This window comes from Arsukibacterium sp. UBA5043, assembly GCA_002415085.1.
Classification (GTDB): domain Bacteria; phylum Pseudomonadota; class Gammaproteobacteria; order Enterobacterales; family Alteromonadaceae; genus Alishewanella.
On sequence record DIBV01000017.1, the window covers coordinates 617,604 to 634,462 of the forward strand.

The 16,859-nt window shown below is 46.0% G+C and carries 15 protein-coding genes; 8 read left to right on the forward strand and 7 right to left on the reverse strand.

Annotated features, from left to right (window positions below):
• Window positions 1-24 precede the first annotated feature (24 nt).
• Window positions 25-354 (forward strand): hypothetical protein, encoded by a 330-nt coding sequence (locus tag B2Q61_RS16815; protein ID WP_290617871.1) that lies wholly within the window; start codon window positions 25-27, stop codon window positions 352-354.
• A 70-nt stretch (window positions 355-424) separates the two neighbouring features.
• Here the strand turns inward: B2Q61_RS16815 and B2Q61_RS16820 are convergent, their stop codons facing one another.
• Entirely contained in the window at window positions 425-1,309 is an 885-nt protein-coding gene (locus B2Q61_RS16820) for a flagellar protein MotY (protein WP_290617873.1), read from the reverse strand.
• A gap of 168 nt (window positions 1,310-1,477) precedes the next feature.
• Here B2Q61_RS16820 and rnt point away from each other — a divergent pair, with 168 nt between their 5' ends.
• Window positions 1,478-2,131 (forward strand): ribonuclease T, encoded by a 654-nt coding sequence (gene rnt / locus B2Q61_RS16825; protein WP_290617875.1) that lies wholly within the window; start codon window positions 1,478-1,480, stop codon window positions 2,129-2,131.
• 60 nt (window positions 2,132-2,191) lie between these two features.
• Here the strand turns inward: rnt and B2Q61_RS16830 are convergent, their stop codons facing one another.
• Complete coding sequence (locus B2Q61_RS16830) at window positions 2,192-2,542, reverse strand: Grx4 family monothiol glutaredoxin (RefSeq protein WP_290617877.1); 351 nt, start codon at window positions 2,540-2,542, stop codon at window positions 2,192-2,194.
• A 254-nt stretch (window positions 2,543-2,796) separates the two neighbouring features.
• Here B2Q61_RS16830 and sodB point away from each other — a divergent pair, with 254 nt between their 5' ends.
• From sodB to B2Q61_RS16850, 4 genes are all read left to right on the forward strand, one after another.
• Window positions 2,797-3,381 (forward strand): superoxide dismutase [Fe], encoded by a 585-nt coding sequence (gene sodB / locus B2Q61_RS16835; RefSeq protein WP_290617879.1) that lies wholly within the window; start codon window positions 2,797-2,799, stop codon window positions 3,379-3,381.
• 296 nt (window positions 3,382-3,677) lie between these two features.
• Window positions 3,678-5,600 carry a PrkA family serine protein kinase gene (locus B2Q61_RS16840; RefSeq protein ID WP_290617881.1) on the forward strand — a complete coding sequence of 641 codons (1,923 nt, stop codon included), beginning with the start codon at window positions 3,678-3,680 and terminating at the stop codon, window positions 5,598-5,600.
• A 13-nt stretch (window positions 5,601-5,613) separates the two neighbouring features.
• Window positions 5,614-6,879, forward strand: a complete 1,266-nt coding sequence (locus B2Q61_RS16845; protein WP_290617883.1) for a YeaH/YhbH family protein — start codon at window positions 5,614-5,616, stop codon at window positions 6,877-6,879.
• A 9-nt stretch (window positions 6,880-6,888) separates the two neighbouring features.
• A complete protein-coding gene (locus tag B2Q61_RS16850) occupies window positions 6,889-8,454 on the forward strand; it encodes a SpoVR family protein (protein ID WP_290617884.1) in 1,566 nt (521 codons plus the stop codon).
• Here the strand turns inward: B2Q61_RS16850 and B2Q61_RS16855 are convergent.
• The gene (locus tag B2Q61_RS16855) at window positions 8,426-9,403 is read right to left on the reverse strand and encodes a sensor domain-containing diguanylate cyclase (protein ID WP_290617885.1); all 978 of its coding nucleotides are present in this window, start codon (window positions 9,401-9,403) and stop codon (window positions 8,426-8,428) included. The two genes, B2Q61_RS16850 and B2Q61_RS16855, sit on opposite strands and share 29 nt — an antisense overlap.
• 2 nt (window positions 9,404-9,405) lie before the next feature.
• The gene (locus B2Q61_RS16860; RefSeq protein ID WP_290617886.1) at window positions 9,406-10,410 is read right to left on the reverse strand and encodes a response regulator; all 1,005 of its coding nucleotides are present in this window, start codon (window positions 10,408-10,410) and stop codon (window positions 9,406-9,408) included.
• A gap of 130 nt (window positions 10,411-10,540) precedes the next feature.
• Between B2Q61_RS16860 and tpx the strand changes: the two genes are divergently transcribed.
• Window positions 10,541-11,161 carry a thiol peroxidase gene (gene tpx, locus B2Q61_RS16865; protein WP_290617888.1) on the forward strand — a complete coding sequence of 207 codons (621 nt, stop codon included), beginning with the start codon at window positions 10,541-10,543 and terminating at the stop codon, window positions 11,159-11,161.
• A gap of 198 nt (window positions 11,162-11,359) precedes the next feature.
• A complete protein-coding gene (locus tag B2Q61_RS16870; protein WP_290617889.1) occupies window positions 11,360-11,857 on the forward strand; it encodes an Hsp20 family protein in 498 nt (165 codons plus the stop codon).
• Between the two features lie 101 nt (window positions 11,858-11,958).
• On the opposite strand, the gene adk is transcribed toward B2Q61_RS16870, so the two are convergent.
• The 3 genes from adk to htpG form a co-directional block, all read right to left on the reverse strand.
• Window positions 11,959-12,603, reverse strand: a complete 645-nt coding sequence (gene adk, locus B2Q61_RS16875) for an adenylate kinase (protein ID WP_290617890.1) — start codon at window positions 12,601-12,603, stop codon at window positions 11,959-11,961.
• A 220-nt stretch (window positions 12,604-12,823) separates the two neighbouring features.
• Window positions 12,824-14,755 (reverse strand): methyl-accepting chemotaxis protein, encoded by a 1,932-nt coding sequence (locus B2Q61_RS16880; protein WP_290617891.1) that lies wholly within the window; start codon window positions 14,753-14,755, stop codon window positions 12,824-12,826.
• Between the two features lie 133 nt (window positions 14,756-14,888).
• On the reverse strand, window positions 14,889-16,814 hold the full coding sequence (htpG, locus tag B2Q61_RS16885; RefSeq protein ID WP_290617893.1) for a molecular chaperone HtpG: 1,926 nt from the start codon (window positions 16,812-16,814) through the stop codon (window positions 14,889-14,891).
• Window positions 16,815-16,859 lie beyond the last annotated feature (45 nt).

Consider the following 16,859-nt stretch of genomic DNA (forward strand, 5'->3'; position numbering starts at 1 on the left):
CGCACTGCATACAAGGAAATAAAAATGCGATCTTTAGCTCTGTGTCTGGTTTCTGCTCTGTTTACAACATTATCATTCAACGGCTCTGCAGACAGTTTTTATCAGGTCCCGCTTACCGCCGATGCCCGTGAATTTGCCAGGCTTGAAAACAAGCTGCCTGCGGTACTTAGCTATTTTAGCCGCCAGTCGCTGGCTGAATTGCAGGAATTCTATCGCCAGCAATTAGGCGAGCCTGACAACAGTGCGATGATCCATAATCGTTTAAATCTGTATTATCGGGTGGATCAGCAGCAAGTCAGAATACTCATATCCGAACAAAATGACTGGCGCCAGATCGATATCATGGTGCAATAAATCACTGAATTATCAATTTCTGGCACAACTCTACCCCGCTGTGCGGCTAATAATTGGCCAATAAATTGGATTAAGGTCTGGCCATTTGCAGCACTACCCGGCGGTTAGTGGCACGTCCGAGGCTGGTTTGGTTCGACGCAACATGGCGCCGTTCACCAAAGCCATCCACCTGAACTTTTTCGCCGGCAACGCCGGCCTCGGCTAAGAACTGCTTAATTTTTTCAGCTCTTTTGACCGATAGCTGCTCGTTCATCCAGCGCCCACCATAACTATCGGTATAACCCTGTAACTCAACAGATTCAATCTGTGGGTCGTGTTGCAAATACTCAGCTATCTGACCAAGACGACGTTTTGATTCAGGCGTCAGTTGGTCACTTCCAGACTCATAGCTCAGCACCGTAAAGGCAATATCTTCAAAGCTAAAAGGTAATAGCCTGGCAACACACTCTGTAAACGCAAAATAGCCCGGAGGAAACTGCACCGGATTAAGCCTGGCTGCCACCTGGTCGTAGGGACTATACCAATCAGCGTAATAGAAGGTTGGGCTGAACCCCTGCTCCAATTCCGTTAATAAAGTCCAGGCTGTTTTTTTCGGTAACTCTCCATTGAATTGCTTTAATAAACTCATGCTTGCCACACTTTTGCCCGGCTCGCCTGGCCGCCACGCCGGCGGTAGCGACAGCACCTCAGCCAGGCTGTATGCATCCGGCAGTCTGAGCATTTTAAGTTCAAAATTCAGGTTAAGAGCTTTACTGGCTTTACTTTGAAAAACTGCACTACCAAAATTAGGAATGACATGTTCCAGCTGACAAAGCAACGGTGTTTTTGCCGTTAGCTGCCACGCTGACTGTTCAATACTGGCAGAATATTGACGTAACTGTTTCGCGTCGGCAAAACTGCTTTGTGCAGCCAAAGCGCACGCTAACGATATAAATACTAAGCCATAATTTTGCATTTACTCTACCTTGTCACCCAATAGCACATTGATTAATCCGTCCAGCTTGCGGCAAACTTTAACAGGAGGCCAGCCCCCTCTCGCTTTAATAAGCAAACACTATGCCGAATACAAGACGCTGGCATTTTTTTTTGGCATAATGCGCACTGTATTTGTAATGGTTGGCTTATGACAGAAAAAAAATCTCTGCTCGCGCAACGATTCCGTGGCTATTATCCAGTAGTTATCGACGTTGAAACCGCAGGCTTTAACGCACAAACTGATGCCCTGCTTGAGATTGCGGTAAACCTGCTGCAGATGGATGAGGATGGCAGGCTCATTCCGGGTGAAACCCTGCACTATCATGTTGAACCCTTTGAGGGTGCCAATCTGGATGCCAGCTCTCTGGCATTTAATGGAATAGACCCTTTTAATCCGCTGCGTGGAGCCGTACCCGAACGCGAGGCGTTAACGGAAATATGTAAAGCGGTGAGGTCGGCGCAAAAAGCTGCAGGCTGTCAGCGCACAGTAATTGTGGCCCATAATTCAGCCTTTGATCAGGGTTTTGTCAATGCTGCTATTGCCCGCACCAATTATAAACGGTCGCCTTTTCATGCCTTTGTTTCTTTCGACACAACCAGTCTTGCCGCTCTGGCATTGGGCCAGACCGTGTTGGCCAAAGCATGTCAGCAGGCTGGCATTGCTTTTGACAGTAAAGAAGCACACAGCGCGCTATATGACACCGAACGCACTGCTGAGTTATTTTGTTATATTGTCAATAAGTGGCAGCTGTTAGGGGGCTGGCCCCTGCCTGTCAATGATGACGCAGAAGACTCTGATTAATTTAAAAAATCAGGGAGCGTCGCTCCCTGATTTACCAGCTTAACTAAGGTTTAGTTTTGCTCATTCAGCGTCTGTTGTTGCATCAGTGCCCGCCGATTTTGCAGCGGTGTCTTTTACCAGAGGCTGTAACTCGCCCCGCTGAAACATTTCAAGAATAATATCACAACCGCCAATTAATTCGCCATCAAGCCATAATTGCGGAAATGTTGGCCAGTTAGCATATTTTGGTAACTCAGCCCGAATATCGGGGTGCTGCAAAATATCGACAAAGGCGAATTGTTCACCACAAGCAATCAGTGCTTGCGAGGCCTGAGCAGAAAAACCACAACTGGGGAATTTAGGCGAGCCCTTCATAAATAACAGAATAGGGTTTTCAGCAATTTGCTGCTTAATTTTATCCAATGTCTCCATTTTCACCTCTGCAGAAACTTATTAAGTTGAACCATTTTACGCTTATCTTTCACTACTAACACTTGAGTTCATAAAAAAAAACCCAATATCAGCTCTACTGTTACAATTATTACTTAAAATAATCTCTCGCCATGTCAAAGAACTGGCGAAGCTTGTGAAGCGTAAAACTGACTGAGTTAAAACTTGAGTAAATTAGTCAGGTTTTGTAGTTTACGCGATGCAGACATCTTTAACAACGATAACGGAGCATAACAATGGCCTTTGAATTACCCGCATTACCATATCCAAAAGACGCTTTAGCACCGCATATTTCAGCGGAAACCCTCGAGTACCATTATGGCAAACATCACAACACCTATGTGGTAAAACTGAACGGTTTAGTTGAAGGTACCCCGTTTGCCGGTAAGTCTCTGGAAGAAATTATTCGTAGCGCTGAAGGTGGTGTTTTTAACAACGCAGCTCAGGTATGGAATCACACGTTCTACTGGCACTGCTTATCACCAAACGGTGGCGGTGAACCAACCGGTTCTTTAGCTGACGCCATTAATGCTAAATGGGGCTCTTTCGCTGAGTTCAAAAAAGTCTTTAATGATAAAGCAGTAAATAACTTTGGTTCAAGCTGGACCTGGTTAGTCAAGAAAGCTGACGGCAGCCTGGACATTGTAAATACCAGCAACGCCGCTACACCGGTTCAAGATGCATCAGTCACGCCTGTGCTTACTGTTGACTTATGGGAGCATGCTTATTACATCGATTACCGCAATGCCCGCCCAACCTACCTTGATGCATTCTGGGCTTTAGTAAACTGGCAGTTTGCCAGTGATAATTTTGCTAAATAAAGTATCTGACATTAATCGGTTTACGCGTTAAATCAATTGAATCTCCACCCAAAATACCCGGCTTTGCCGGGTATTTTTTTACCCTTCAGGAACTTAACTTCGCTTTTCCTCTTGCCGTTTTTTTCAGCAATTTGCAGTAAACCTGGTGCGTATGCTTTACGTATTGCGCAACAAGTGTGTTCATAAATCTTAAAATTTTTCGGTGAATTAGACAGGCGAAGATGATTTTTACTGTCTAACCTTAAACGTAGCAGCAACGACAACAGGTTTCCCACGAGCAATGGCTGGAGGTGCGTATGGGCATTTTTGAGCACTACAAATCACGATATGAAGCCACCCGAGAGGAAGAGTTCAGTATTCAGGAATATCTGGCACTTTGCAAAGAAGACAAAAGCTGTTACGCCACAGCCGCAGAGCGATTATTGCTGGCAATTGGTGAGCCTGAACTAATAGATACGGCTCAGGATCCGAAACTGAGCAGGTTGTTTTCTAACCGTGTTATTGCTCGCTACCCTGCCTTTTCAGAGTTTTACGGCATGGAAGATGCGATAGAACAAATCGTTTCATACCTGAAGCATTCCGCCCAGGGTCTGGAAGAGCGGAAACAAATTTTATATTTATTGGGCCCGGTTGGTGGTGGTAAGTCGTCACTGGCCGAAAAACTAAAGTATCTGATGCAACAGGTACCTATTTACTATCTGAAAGGCTCACCAGTATGTGATCATCCCTTGTCGTTATTTGATGCCAGCGAGGATGGTCGCCTGTTGCAGCAAGAGTATGGCATTCCCCCCCGCTATCTGCGTAATATCTTGTCGCCTTGGGCAACAAAAAGGCTGCATGAATATAATGGTGATATCAGCCAGTTTAGAGTGGTCAAAAAACACCCATCAATTTTAGATCAGATAGCGATTGCCAAAACTGAACCTGGTGACGAAAACAATCAGGATATTGCCGCATTGGTGGGTAAGGTAGACATCCGCAAATTAGAGCATTTTGCCCAGAATGACCCTGACGCCTACAGCTATTCGGGTGCCCTTTGCCGGGCGAATCAGGGCCTGATGGAGTTTGTTGAGATGTTCAAAGCGCCGATCAAAGTACTCCATCCGCTATTAACGGCAACCCAGGAAGGCAACTACAATGGTACAGAAGGCCTGGCGGCGCTGCCTTTCGATGGTATTATTCTAGCGCACAGCAACGAGTCTGAATGGCAAACTTTTCGAAATAACAAAAACAACGAAGCTTTTCTGGACAGGGTTTATATTGTCAAAGTGCCGTACTGTCTGCGCCTGAACGAAGAAAAGAAAATCTATCAGAAATTACTGGAGCATAGCGAGTTAAATGCCGCGCCCTGCGCACCTGGAACCTTAAGTTCACTGGCTCAGTTTGCTGTACTATCCAGGTTAAAACAGCCCGAAAACTCCAGTATCTATTCAAAAATGCGGGTATACGATGGCGAAAGCCTGAAAGATACCGATCCGAAAGCAAAATCTTACCAGGAGTACCGCGATTACGCCGGCGTAGATGAGGGAATGACCGGACTCTCTACCCGTTTTGCTTTCAAAATTCTATCCCGGGTATTTAATTTTGACAGTACCGAGGTTGCAGCCAACCCGGTTCATCTGTTTTATGTGCTGGAGCAGCAAATAGAGCGAGAACAATTTGCCGCAGATACCGCAGAGCGCTACCTGGAGCATCTCAAAGGCTATCTTATTCCAAAGTATATTGAATTTATTGGTAAAGAAATCCAAACCGCCTATCTGGAGTCGTATTCTGAATATGGCCAGAATATCTTCGACAGATATGTCATTTATGCTGATTTCTGGATCCAGGATCAGGAATACCGTGATCCTGAAACGGGCCAGTTGTTTGACCGGGCAGCATTAAACGCGGAACTGGAAAAGATCGAAAAACCAGCTGGAATCAGTAATCCAAAAGATTTTCGCAATGAAATTGTTAATTTTGTGCTGCGAGCCAAAGCGAAAAACAACGGCAAAAATCCGATGTGGACCAGTTACGAAAAACTCCGCACCGTCATTGAAAAGAAAATGTTTTCAAGTACCGAAGAGTTGCTGCCGGTGATTTCATTTAATGCTAAAACCTCCACTGAGGACCAGAAAAAGCATGATGATTTTGTTAACCGGATGATGGAAAAAGGCTACACCCGTAAGCAAGTCAGACTGCTGTCGGAATGGTATTTGCGGGTTCGCAAATCACAATAATGCCGGGGGTGGTATGGCGCACTTTATTGACCGACGACTTAATGGCAAAAACAAAAGCGCGGTAAACAGACAACGCTTTATCAGACGGTATAAACAGCAAATAAAAAAAGCCGTGGCCGATGCGATCAGCGAGCGAAGCGTTACCGATATCAATAGTGGTGAAAACGTTACCATCCCTAACAAAGATATTACTGAACCTTTTTTTCATCAGGGTAAAGGGGGGCGCCGTCAGATTGTCCACCCGGGCAACGATCAGTTTAGTGAAGGTGACCGGATTGCCAGGCCACAAGGCGGTGCCCAAGGCCCTGGTCAGGGCGACGCCAGCGCTGACGGCGAAGGCAGTGATGACTTTGTATTTTCCATTTCTAAAGAGGAATATCTTGATTTACTGTTTGAAGATTTAGCCCTGCCGAACCTGCAGAAAAACCAATTAGATAAATTGGTACAGTATAAAAGTGTCAGGGCAGGCTTCCGAGCTGATGGCGTACCAAGCACTATTGATATAGTGCGTTCCCTTCGTGGTTCATTGGCCAGACGCGTCGCCTTGACGGCAAGTAAAAAAGCAACGCTAGCAGAGCTTGAGCAGCAATTGTCCGACCTGGAACAAGAGCCGGTACAAGATCAGCAGCTACGCCTTCAACTTCTTGAACAAATTGCTACTGTGAAAGCCCGTATTGCGGCGGTTCCCTTTATTGATAGTTTTGATCTGCGTTTTCGCAATTATCAGAAAAAACCAGAGCCTACCGGCAAAGCTGTGATGTTTTGTCTGATGGATGTGTCCGGGTCAATGGACCAACCTACCAAAGATATGGCCAAACGTTTTTATATTCTGTTGTATTTATTTCTCAGCCGCAGCTATAAAAATGTCGACGTAGTTTATATTCGCCATCACACCCAGGCTAAAGAGGTAGACGAGCAGGAATTTTTTTACTCGCAGGAAACCGGCGGCACTATTGTGTCGTCGGCATTGCGACTAATGCACGAAATTATTACTGATCGCTACGACCCTACTCTGTGGAATATTTATGCTGCTCAGGCATCTGATGGCGATAACTGGACCGATGACAGTGCCCCTTGTGCGGCGCTGCTGGCCAATAAGCTATTACCTTTAGTGCGCTATTATGCCTACATTGAAATAAGCCCGCGCGCACACCAGAGCCTGTGGCACGAGTACGAAAAACTATTGACTCAGCACGACAATATGGCCATTGAGCATATCAGGGAATTAGCAGACATTTATCCGGTATTTCGCCAGCTATTCAAAAAGCAGGCTGCCTGAGGAGGTATTATGGCTAATGCAGACACCCGCCGTCACTGTCTGTCCGACGGCCCGGACTGGACTTTCGATTTGCTCGAACAATACCACCAGGAAATTGCCCGGGTGGCCGGCATTTATCAACTTGATACCTACCCCAATCAAATCGAAGTGATTACTGCGGAGCAAATGATGGACGCCTACTCCAGTGTCGGCATGCCACTGGGTTATCATCACTGGTCTTATGGTAAAAAGTTTATTCAAACCGAACAGAACTACAAGCGAGGCTACATGGGGCTTGCTTATGAAATCGTTATTAATTCCAACCCCTGTATTGCCTACCTGATGGAGGAAAACACCATCACGATGCAAGCTTTGGTGATGGCGCATGCCAGCTATGGTCATAATTCTTTTTTTAAAAATAATTACCTGTTTAAAACCTGGACTGATGCCGACTCAATTATCGACTATCTGGTTTTTGCCAGAAACTATATTAGCCAGTGCGAGGAAAAGTATGGCATTACCGAGGTGGAAGACACGCTCGACTCCTGTCATGCTCTGATGAATTATGGCGTAGACCGTTATAAGCGGCCTCAAAAAATTTCGCTGGAGATCGAACAGAAGCGCCAGCAAGAGCGGGAGGCATATCTGCAGAGCCAGGTAAATGATCTATGGCGGACCATCCCATTAAAGGCCCCGACACAAGCGCAGGACTTGAGCCGTTTTCCGGCAGAGCCACAGGAAAACCTGTTATATTTTATAGAAAAGAATGCGCCGTTACTCAAACCATGGCAGCGGGAAATTGTCCGGATTGTTCGCAAAATATCTCAGTACTTTTATCCTCAGAAACAAACTCAGGTAATGAATGAAGGCTGGGCGACCTTCTGGCATTACACCATTTTGCAGCACTTATACGATGAAGGTAAAGTCAGCGACCGCTTTATGCTGGAGGTATTGCACAGCCATACCAATGTGGTCGCACAGCCGGAATACCACAGCAAGCATTATTCAGGCATAAATCCCTATGCCCTGGGCTTTGCTATGTTTACTGACATTCGCCGGATCTGCGAACACCCTACCGCTGAGGACAAAGAATGGTTTGCTGATATCGCCGGTACTGACTGGCTTGAAACCCTGCACTTTGCCATGCAAAACTTTAAGGACGAAAGTTTTATCAGCCAGTATTTATCACCAAAAGTAATCCGTGACTTTCATTTATTTGCCATTGTTGACGATGACCAGGCAAACACACTGGAGGTTAGCGCGATTCACAATACTGAAGGTTACCAGCGGATCCGCCAGATGTTGTCCGCCCAGTATAATTTAAGCCAGATTGAACCGAATATTCAGGTATACAATGTCAACATAAATACCGACCGTGCATTGACCCTTCGTTATATCCCGCAACAACGGGTGCCGCTGGCTAAAAATGCAACTGAAGTGTTAAAACATTTACATAGGTTATGGGGCTTCGAGGTTATTCTCGAGCAGTTAAATCAAGATGATAACAACGAGTTGCTGGCACGTTGTCCACAGGCATCAGATTCAATATCAGCCAGTAGCGATGCTCTCACTCTGCGTCCGGGCTATAGCAGGTGACTTTATTTCTGCCATCAACTTTAGATTGATATAGCGCTTTATCGGCAGCTTCTATCCAGTGCCGGTGCTCCTGCAGGCTAATATCGCGCTCTGCCAGACCAATACTGATGGTAACATTGAGCACTGTTTTATTAAACGCAATACTTAACACGGCTACCTGTTGTCTGATTCGCTCTGCCAGGCATAACGCCTGTTCGAGCGACGTATCAACCAGCAGGATAGCAAACTCCTCACCGCCATACCGGCCAGCTAAATCGGTCGTTCTGGTGTTAGCTTTAATCACATCGGCTACTTTGCGGATCACTTCATCACCCGCGGTGTGGCCGTAGGTGTCATTCACCCGCTTAAAGTGGTCAATATCACACATTAACAGCGTGCTATGATGCTGGGTGTAACGTTGTAGCCGGTTAAACTCCTGAATAAGCGCATCTTCCCAGTGCCCGCGGGTACTTAACTGGGTCAGAAAATCGGTTTTCGATAATTGCTTCAACCGCCCATTCATCGATTCCAGTTCAGATCGACTTACCGCGGCATCGGTAACATCGTAAATAATAATACACAAATGAGTGACCTGACCCCGGGTATCCGTCAGCGGGAAAATAGTACTATTTTGATACATATATTCGGCGCTTCCGGTAATAGGCCGGTAGTTCTTAAACTTAAAAATATAGGGGCGTTGCTCCCAGATAGTAAAAGCACGGTTTTTTAGTAAGATGACCGGATCGCACTTACGCCGCAACCACTCTTCATCAATTTCCGGAAATAAATCAAATAAATAACGTTCTCTTACCTGACGTGGCGTTAAGCCACTATGACTTTCCATAAAGCCATTCCAGACCTGGATCCGGTAGTCACTGTTTAATACAACCAGCCCGACATCCACGGTCTGAAACATGTCCATCAACCAATGAACTTCAGAAGCATCAAACTCGGCATTGGTTAAACTCATGGTTATTCTTCCAGTAAAAAAGCAACTTTATGCTTCATGGTTTTAACACTGTCTTCGGTAAACAACAACAGTAAGTCACAGTTAATGTTATAATTTTCAATACCATAACTTAGCTCTATCGCCAACGTTTTACGCCAGCGTCTGGCGTTTGTTTTAATAAGCTCACTAACCGGAGCATGTTGACCAAGCACGACCGGATGCCCTTGACTAAAGCTCATATCGAGTTGCTCGGCAATACCCTTAAGTACTGCGCCAATCAAAATATTGGCGACATCCATTAGCAATTCCAACTCGGTTGAAGAGGTTAAGTCACCCTGAAAATTTAGCAGGTTAGCAATATCTTTAAAACTGGAGTCAGTAAGGATCAGCAGTGCTTCCCCTGCAACGCCACCTCCGATAAAACCCTGACATACCGCAGAGGTAGAAGAATGTTGCTCTACTGACGCCAGTGCCATGTGCAGCTCACTGACTTCAATAACATTGACATTCGGAATGGGTAATTTAACAAAAACATTCAGCAGCCTGGCCAATAGATCCCCGGCCTGCCCCATCGCGACGTTGGTAATTTCCTGAAACACATCGCGCATTTCTGCATTGAGCTCAGTGTCGACACTGCGCTTATCCTTTGATACAGGCGTTGACTTACGCAAGGTAGTATTTTGAAAAATAACCTGCAACTTGGTGGCATCAACCGGCTTACGAATAAAGTCAATCGCCCCTAATTCCATTACCCGTTGATAAGCTTCAGGCTGTACATCACCGGATACCACCACAACATTGACTTGTAGTTGACGCTTCTTCAGCTCAGCCAATACCTGATAGCCATCCATGATCGGCATATTTAAATCAAGAAACAGCCAATCAATCTGCTCTTTCTCCAGCGTCGCCAGGGCGTCAGCCCCATGGCCAGCAAAATGAACGCTGTCTTGCCAGTCCTGTGGTAAGATCCTTGCAAGTTGTTTGCGTGCCAGATTCGAGTCATCACATATTAGTACTGCGGCGGTCATTGAGCACTCACTTTAATACTGCGTTTGTTTATAATAGACGCAAAACGGTCTTTGATAACAGCAATAGCGGCAAATAAATTGTTTTATTGCGTTAAATACCACTACATTCCAGATAATTAGGATATTCATTATGTTAACTCAGTTTAGAAAATCTTTGATCTTCAGCGCAGTGTTTTTTAGTGCGGTTTTTAGTCTACCAGCAACAGCAATTGATCTCACGGCAAAATTGCCGAGCAGGATCAGTGATGTTAAAGCAGGCAATCAGCAAGTGGTGTTGTTAGGGCAAGAGTTGAAAACTGGCCAGCGCGCACCGGCTTTCAAAGTCGTCGACAATAATTTTAAGACCGTTCAGTTAAAAGATTTCATTGGTAAAACCATGTTAATCAGCGTTGTCCCAAGTATAGATACCGGTATATGCTCCCTGCAAACCAAGCGTTTTAACAACGAAGTCGCTAATTTACCCGATAATGTGGTGTTACTAACAATAAGCACGGATTTGCCTTTTGCACAGAAACGTTATTGCCAGCAAGAACAAGTCGCAGATATGGCCGTTTTATCCGACGCGGTATGGCGCGATTTTGGTAGCAGTTATGGCCTGTTGATTAAAGATATGGGCTTGCTGACCCGGGCGATTTTATTAATTGATAATGAGGGTAAATTGCAATATCAGCAATTAGTGCCGGAATTGGCGCAGGAACCTGATTACGACGCGGCACTGGCAGCACTGAATAATTTGTTGAAGAAGTCTTAGTCTTTGTTGCTTAAAAGCGACCATGCAAAAAAGTTAATGTCCTGTCTTGAAAAATAACTATCCAGCCTTATTTATGTAGCAGGTGGCCTGATAAGGCACCTGCTACAGCTTGTCACTACCACAACTGCTGACCTGCTGCTTACCCGTTCAATAGAAGGGTATTAATTAACCATTTTGCTATCTACAGAGGATTTGGCGATGAATAATTTAGATTTTACTCCGTTTTACCGCTCCTTTATCGGCTTTGACCACCTGGCAAACCTGATGAACGCAGCAGCCCGCAACGAAAAGCAACCTGCATACCCGCCATACAATATTGAGGTTACCGGTGAAGATGAGTACTGCATCACTATGGCTATTGCTGGCTTTAGTGAACAGGAATTGTCGATCGAGACCGAACACAATACCTTAGTGGTGCAAGGCCAGAGAGACAATAAGGATAATGGCCGTCATTTTGTCCATCAGGGTATTGCAGAACGTAATTTTGAGCGAAAGTTTCAGTTATCTGAATATGTAAAAGTAACCGGCGCTTCGCTTGAGAATGGTTTACTGCACATCACTCTGGTACGAGAAGTACCTGAGGCGTTAAAACCGAGAAAAATTACTATTGGCAAGAGTAAGCAGCCACACCTGGTTACTGAAGAGAGGAATAGTCAGCTGGAAACCAGTAAGGTAAAAGCTGCTGTAAACAGCTAAAATACAGGTTGCTTACCCAGTATGATAAAAGCCCTCAACCGAGGGCTTTTTACTTAATTACCCAGTAAACTTATCGACCGGGTACAATAATACAGCAAATGCTAATCTAAAAACGCTACCAGTTGCGCGCTTATTTCATCAACCGGCTTGGTACCTTCTATATAATGGTACTGGGTTTCACCAGCGGCGGCGGCTTTGCGGTAATAACCAACTAATAATTCAGTTTGCTGATGATATATGGCCAGGCGTTTACGCACAGTTGCTTCAACATCGTCTGGACGAATAATCAGATCTTCACCGGTTTCATCGTCTTTGCCCGCCACTTTAGGTGGATTATAGGTCGTGTGATAAACCCGTCCAGAGGCAGGATGCACCCGACGGCCGCTCATACGCTCTACAATAACATCGTCAGGCACATCAAACTCAATCACATGATCGATTTCTATACCCTGTTCCCGCATTGCGTCTGCCTGGGGGATAGTCCGCGGGAAACCGTCAAGTAAAAAGCCTTTACTGCAGTCTTCTTTAGCAATTCGTTCTTTTACCAAGCCAATGATAATATCATCTGAAACCAATTGCCCGGCATCCATTACCTGTTTTGCCGCCAACCCCATTTCAGAGCCTTCTTTGATAGCAGAGCGCAACATGTCGCCGGTTGAAATTTGTGGGATCCCATATTTATTCATTAAAAACTGAGCCTGGGTCCCTTTTCCGGCACCTGGAGCCCCCAACAAAATGATACGCATAGCAACACCCTCGTGTTCTCGGATTGTTCAAATATTTATAAACCCGAATCTTTACACAATGCGCCTGCTGAGACAAGAATTTTGTCTACTGGTGCTACCTGAAGCAGCGTATTTACTAGCCTTTAGTCGATAGCCTTGTTAACAACAGTCCCTGACGCGATTTATTCGCCAAAACGGCAAAAACTGACGTTTTTTGGTCTAATTGAATCGAACTGTTCTACTAAAGTCTGAAGCGACGCACCAGCTCCTGTAATTGTTCCGCCAACTCTGACAGCGCACGGCTGGCACTGGCTGACTGCACAACATTCTGACTATTTTGCGCCGCCACATCACTTATCCGGTGAATATTTTTGTTGATATCACGTGATACCGTAGTTTGTTGCTCAGTAGCGCTGGCGATTTGATAAGCAGTGCTACTAATAAGCTCTACCGCCTCACTGATTGCCTGCAACGCGTTGCCTGCATTTCCGGCGCGCTCTGCTGTCGATTTTGCGGCTTCCTCACTACTCTGATTGGCTTTTACAGCTCGCTCTGTGCCAGTCTGCAACTTGTCAATCATGTGTTTAATTTCGGTAGTAGAGTCTTTAGTGCGGCTGGCCAGAGTTCGCACCTCATCGGCTACAACAGCGAAACCCCGACCGCTTTCGCCTGCTCTTGCCGCCTCTATCGCCGCATTGAGCGCAAGCAGGTTGGTTTGCTCGGCGATGCTCTCAATCACTTGCAAAATACTACCTATATGATCGCTATCTTTCTTGAGCAGATTAATGATTTCCGAAGCATTGCTAACCTGCGTGGTAAGTTTAATCAAATCGTTTAAGGTCGTACTGACAATTTGCTGGCCAAGCGCTGTTTCACGCTCTGCTGCGGTTGCCGCCTGCGCGGTCTGTTGTGTATTGCGTGACACTTCTTCAAGAGAGCTGGTCATTTCATTCATTGCTACAGCAGAACTGTTAATTTCACTGTTTTGTTGTTCAATGCCATCGCGGGTTTGGCCATTTATCTGAGCAAGTTCTGTCGCTGCTGAGGCGACCTGATCCGAATAATCACCCACCTGACTAATCATTTGCCGTAAATTCTGCTGCATAGTGGTAATCGATGCTAACAGGCTGTCGCCATCTCCTGGTTTGAGCTTTATATCTGTCGTCAGGTCACCAGCCGCTACCTCACGAACAACGGCTGCCACATACTCAGGTTCACCGCCCAGAATTTTTGTTACATTTCTGACCAGAAAAATACAAATTAGCGCGGCTATAGCGACTACAATTGCTGAAATAAGCAGTAGCGTCCATAACATACTGCGAACTGCAACAAGCGCTTGTGCTTCACGACTCTCCAATACCAGTGACCACCCAAGCATCGGAATAAAGTTATAACTACCTATTACTTTTTCAGCAGCAGCGTTTGCATATTGACCTACACCGCTTCGCTTATTTCTGGTGGCCTCTGCTGCCTCAGTACTTAATGAACCGCTGACGCCTTGTAACGAGGGAGCATCGGTAATAGCATCGCCTGCACTGTCCAGCAGGTAAATCTCGGTGTAGCTGTTTCTGCTCAGCGCGTTTACCATCTCAAAAATAGTACTAAGCTGCACTGCGCCACGCATAACACCAACAATCTGACCATTGTCGCGAATTGGAATAGCGATGGTACTCACTCTGGCACCGGTTGCTCTGGAAATAATCGGCTCGGAAAACGTATCTTGGCCGGCGATAGCTTGTTTAAACCAGGTCCGGTCCGCTACGTTGAAGTCCTGCGCCTCTGCTGATGAAAGCATCCTGGACTGGCCATTGGCATAACTAACGCCTACTTGGCCACGACCGTCCGGGCCTACCACAAATATCGTATCGTAGTAGCCCTGACTCTGTGCCATCGCTTGTAGTAACTGAGCGCTCTGGTTCACATCTCCCTGCTGAACTGGACTCAAGCTAGCCAGATAACGCATCTCTTCCTGTCGCACCAGCAGCCACTGGGTAAATGCTTCAGAGTTTGCGCGGCCATTATCCTGTAAACCACTCAATACGGCTTCAGTGCGGGCATTTTTATATTCAACAAATACCAGACTGGTCAGGGTCACTATTGACAATAATATCAGCCCGACCATACTTGCCGTCAGGCGCACACCAAAGCTAAGATTCTTCCAGCTCGACAACATTACCTACTCCTAAACCGCCAACGGATAATGGACTGAGTATAGTTAGCCAACAGTAAGATGCGAGCAGGATACAGAAATAAAAAAACCCGCTGGGGCCTGAGCACCTAGCGGGCTTGCATTGGATAACTGACCGTTACTTTGCCAGCGACAACAATAAGTTATTCAACCGGGTTACATAACTGGCAGGATTTTTTAAACTACCACGCTCTGCCAGTAACGCTTGCTCAAACAGCACCTGCGCCCATTCATTGAAACGCGAGTCATCAGCTTCATCGGCAATGTGTTTTACCAGTTGATGCTCTGGATTCAGCTCAAATATAGGCTTCACATCCGGCACCTTCTGACCCACTGATTCCATCAGTTTCATCATCTGAGTACTCATATCGTGCTCATCAGTAACCACACATGCCGGGCTGTCGGTTAAGCGATGACTCACCTTAACCTCTTTTACTTCATCACCAAGTGCTGTTTTGAACCGCGCCAGTACACTGGCAAACGCCTCTGCTGTTTCTTGCTGGGCTTTTTGGGTTTCTTCATCATCCAGTTTGGACAAATCTAAACCACCTTTAGCTACCGAGCGTAGTTTCTTTTCGCTAAACTCAGGTAAATGCTGAATTAACCACTCGTCAATCCGATCAGAAAGCAGCAGCACTTCAATGCCTTTTTTGCGGAACACTTCCAGATGGGGGCTGTGCCTGGCAGCCTGATAGCTATCGGCTACCACGTAGTAGATTTCGTCCTGGCCTTCTTTCATCCGGCCAATATAATCTGCCAGCGAGACATTCTGAGTGGCGTCATCGTTATGTGTAGACGCAAAACGCAACAAACCGGCAATCTGCTCTTTGTTGGCCATGTCTTCAGCCGGGCCTTCTTTCAGCACCTGACCAAACTCATCCCAGAACAGTTGATATTGCTCAGGATCCTTTGCCAGTTTATCCAGCATTTTTAAGGTACGATTGGTGCAGCCTTTGCGCAGGCTCTGAGTAACTTTGGTGTCCTGTAGAATTTCCCGCGATACGTTTAGCGGCAAATCACTCGAGTCCAGCACGCCTTTGATAAAGCGCAGGTAACTTGGCATAAACTGCTCGGCGTCATCCATGATAAATACGCGCTGTACATAAAGTTTCAGACCATGTTTCGCTTCGCGATTCCACATATCGAACGGTGCTTTTTTCGGCACATACAATAAACTGGTGTAATTGCTGCTGCCTTCAACCTTATTGTGGCTCCAGCTAAGCGGCTCACTCCAGTCATGAGAGATATGCTTATAAAACTCCTGATATTCCGGCTCAGTTATTTCTGATTTGTCACGGGTCCATAGTGCGGTCGCTTTGTTCACTGCCTGCCAGCTACCTTCGGTAGCGGGAACGGTTTCGCCGTCTTCTTCACGTTCTGGCGAGCCTTCCTGCCACATTTCTACCGGAATACTAATATGGTCAGAATATTTGGTAATAATACTTTCTACTTTCCAGCGGCTTAAAAATTCATCTTCGCCGTCCCGCAGGTGCAGAATAATGTCGGTACCACGACTGTCTTTGGAAATCGGCGCCAGAGTATATTCACCTTCACCGGCGGACTCCCACTCCACCGCTTGATCTGTACCGGCTTTACGGGTACGCACCGTTACTTTGTCTGCAACGATAAACGCTGAATAAAATCCGACTCCAAACTGACCAATCAATTTAGAGTCTTTGCTTTGGTCGCCAGATAATTGCGAGAAAAATTCTTTGGTCCCTGACTTGGCAATAGTCCCCAAATGAGAAATTACCTCTTGCTCAGTCATCCCGATACCATTGTCGCTGACGGTCAGGGTCTTATTAGCTTCATCCAGACTGATCCGGACTTTTAATTCACCATCATCGCCATAAAGACTGGAATCAGATAAAGCAAGAAAACGCAGTTTATCTGCGGCATCGGAAGCATTTGATACCAGTTCACGCAGAAAAATTTCCTTGTTGGAATACAGTGAATGGATCATCAGGTTCAGCAGTTGTTTAACTTCAGCCTGAAAGCCATGAGTCTGCTTCTGTCCAGGGTTAGTGGCAGTATTATCACTCATTATCGGGTCCTCGAACGTAGTGTTAGCAAAAATAATAAAACGCGG

Coding starts and splice junctions, on each gene's coding strand:
- B2Q61_RS16815 (WP_290617871.1), top strand. CDS start 25: ATGCGATCTTTAGCTCTGTGTCTGGTTTCTGCTCTGTTTACAACATTA.
- B2Q61_RS16820 (WP_290617873.1), bottom strand. CDS start 1,309: ATGCAAAATTATGGCTTAGTATTTATATCGTTAGCGTGCGCTTTGGCT.
- rnt (WP_290617875.1), top strand. CDS start 1,478: ATGACAGAAAAAAAATCTCTGCTCGCGCAACGATTCCGTGGCTATTAT.
- B2Q61_RS16830 (WP_290617877.1), bottom strand. CDS start 2,542: ATGGAGACATTGGATAAAATTAAGCAGCAAATTGCTGAAAACCCTATT.
- sodB (WP_290617879.1), top strand. CDS start 2,797: ATGGCCTTTGAATTACCCGCATTACCATATCCAAAAGACGCTTTAGCA.
- B2Q61_RS16840 (WP_290617881.1), top strand. CDS start 3,678: ATGGGCATTTTTGAGCACTACAAATCACGATATGAAGCCACCCGAGAG.
- B2Q61_RS16845 (WP_290617883.1), top strand. CDS start 5,614: ATGGCGCACTTTATTGACCGACGACTTAATGGCAAAAACAAAAGCGCG.
- B2Q61_RS16850 (WP_290617884.1), top strand. CDS start 6,889: ATGGCTAATGCAGACACCCGCCGTCACTGTCTGTCCGACGGCCCGGAC.
- B2Q61_RS16855 (WP_290617885.1), bottom strand. CDS start 9,403: ATGAGTTTAACCAATGCCGAGTTTGATGCTTCTGAAGTTCATTGGTTG.
- B2Q61_RS16860 (WP_290617886.1), bottom strand. CDS start 10,410: ATGACCGCCGCAGTACTAATATGTGATGACTCGAATCTGGCACGCAAA.
- tpx (WP_290617888.1), top strand. CDS start 10,541: ATGTTAACTCAGTTTAGAAAATCTTTGATCTTCAGCGCAGTGTTTTTT.
- B2Q61_RS16870 (WP_290617889.1), top strand. CDS start 11,360: ATGAATAATTTAGATTTTACTCCGTTTTACCGCTCCTTTATCGGCTTT.
- adk (WP_290617890.1), bottom strand. CDS start 12,603: ATGCGTATCATTTTGTTGGGGGCTCCAGGTGCCGGAAAAGGGACCCAG.
- B2Q61_RS16880 (WP_290617891.1), bottom strand. CDS start 14,755: ATGTTGTCGAGCTGGAAGAATCTTAGCTTTGGTGTGCGCCTGACGGCA.
- htpG (WP_290617893.1), bottom strand. CDS start 16,814: ATGAGTGATAATACTGCCACTAACCCTGGACAGAAGCAGACTCATGGC.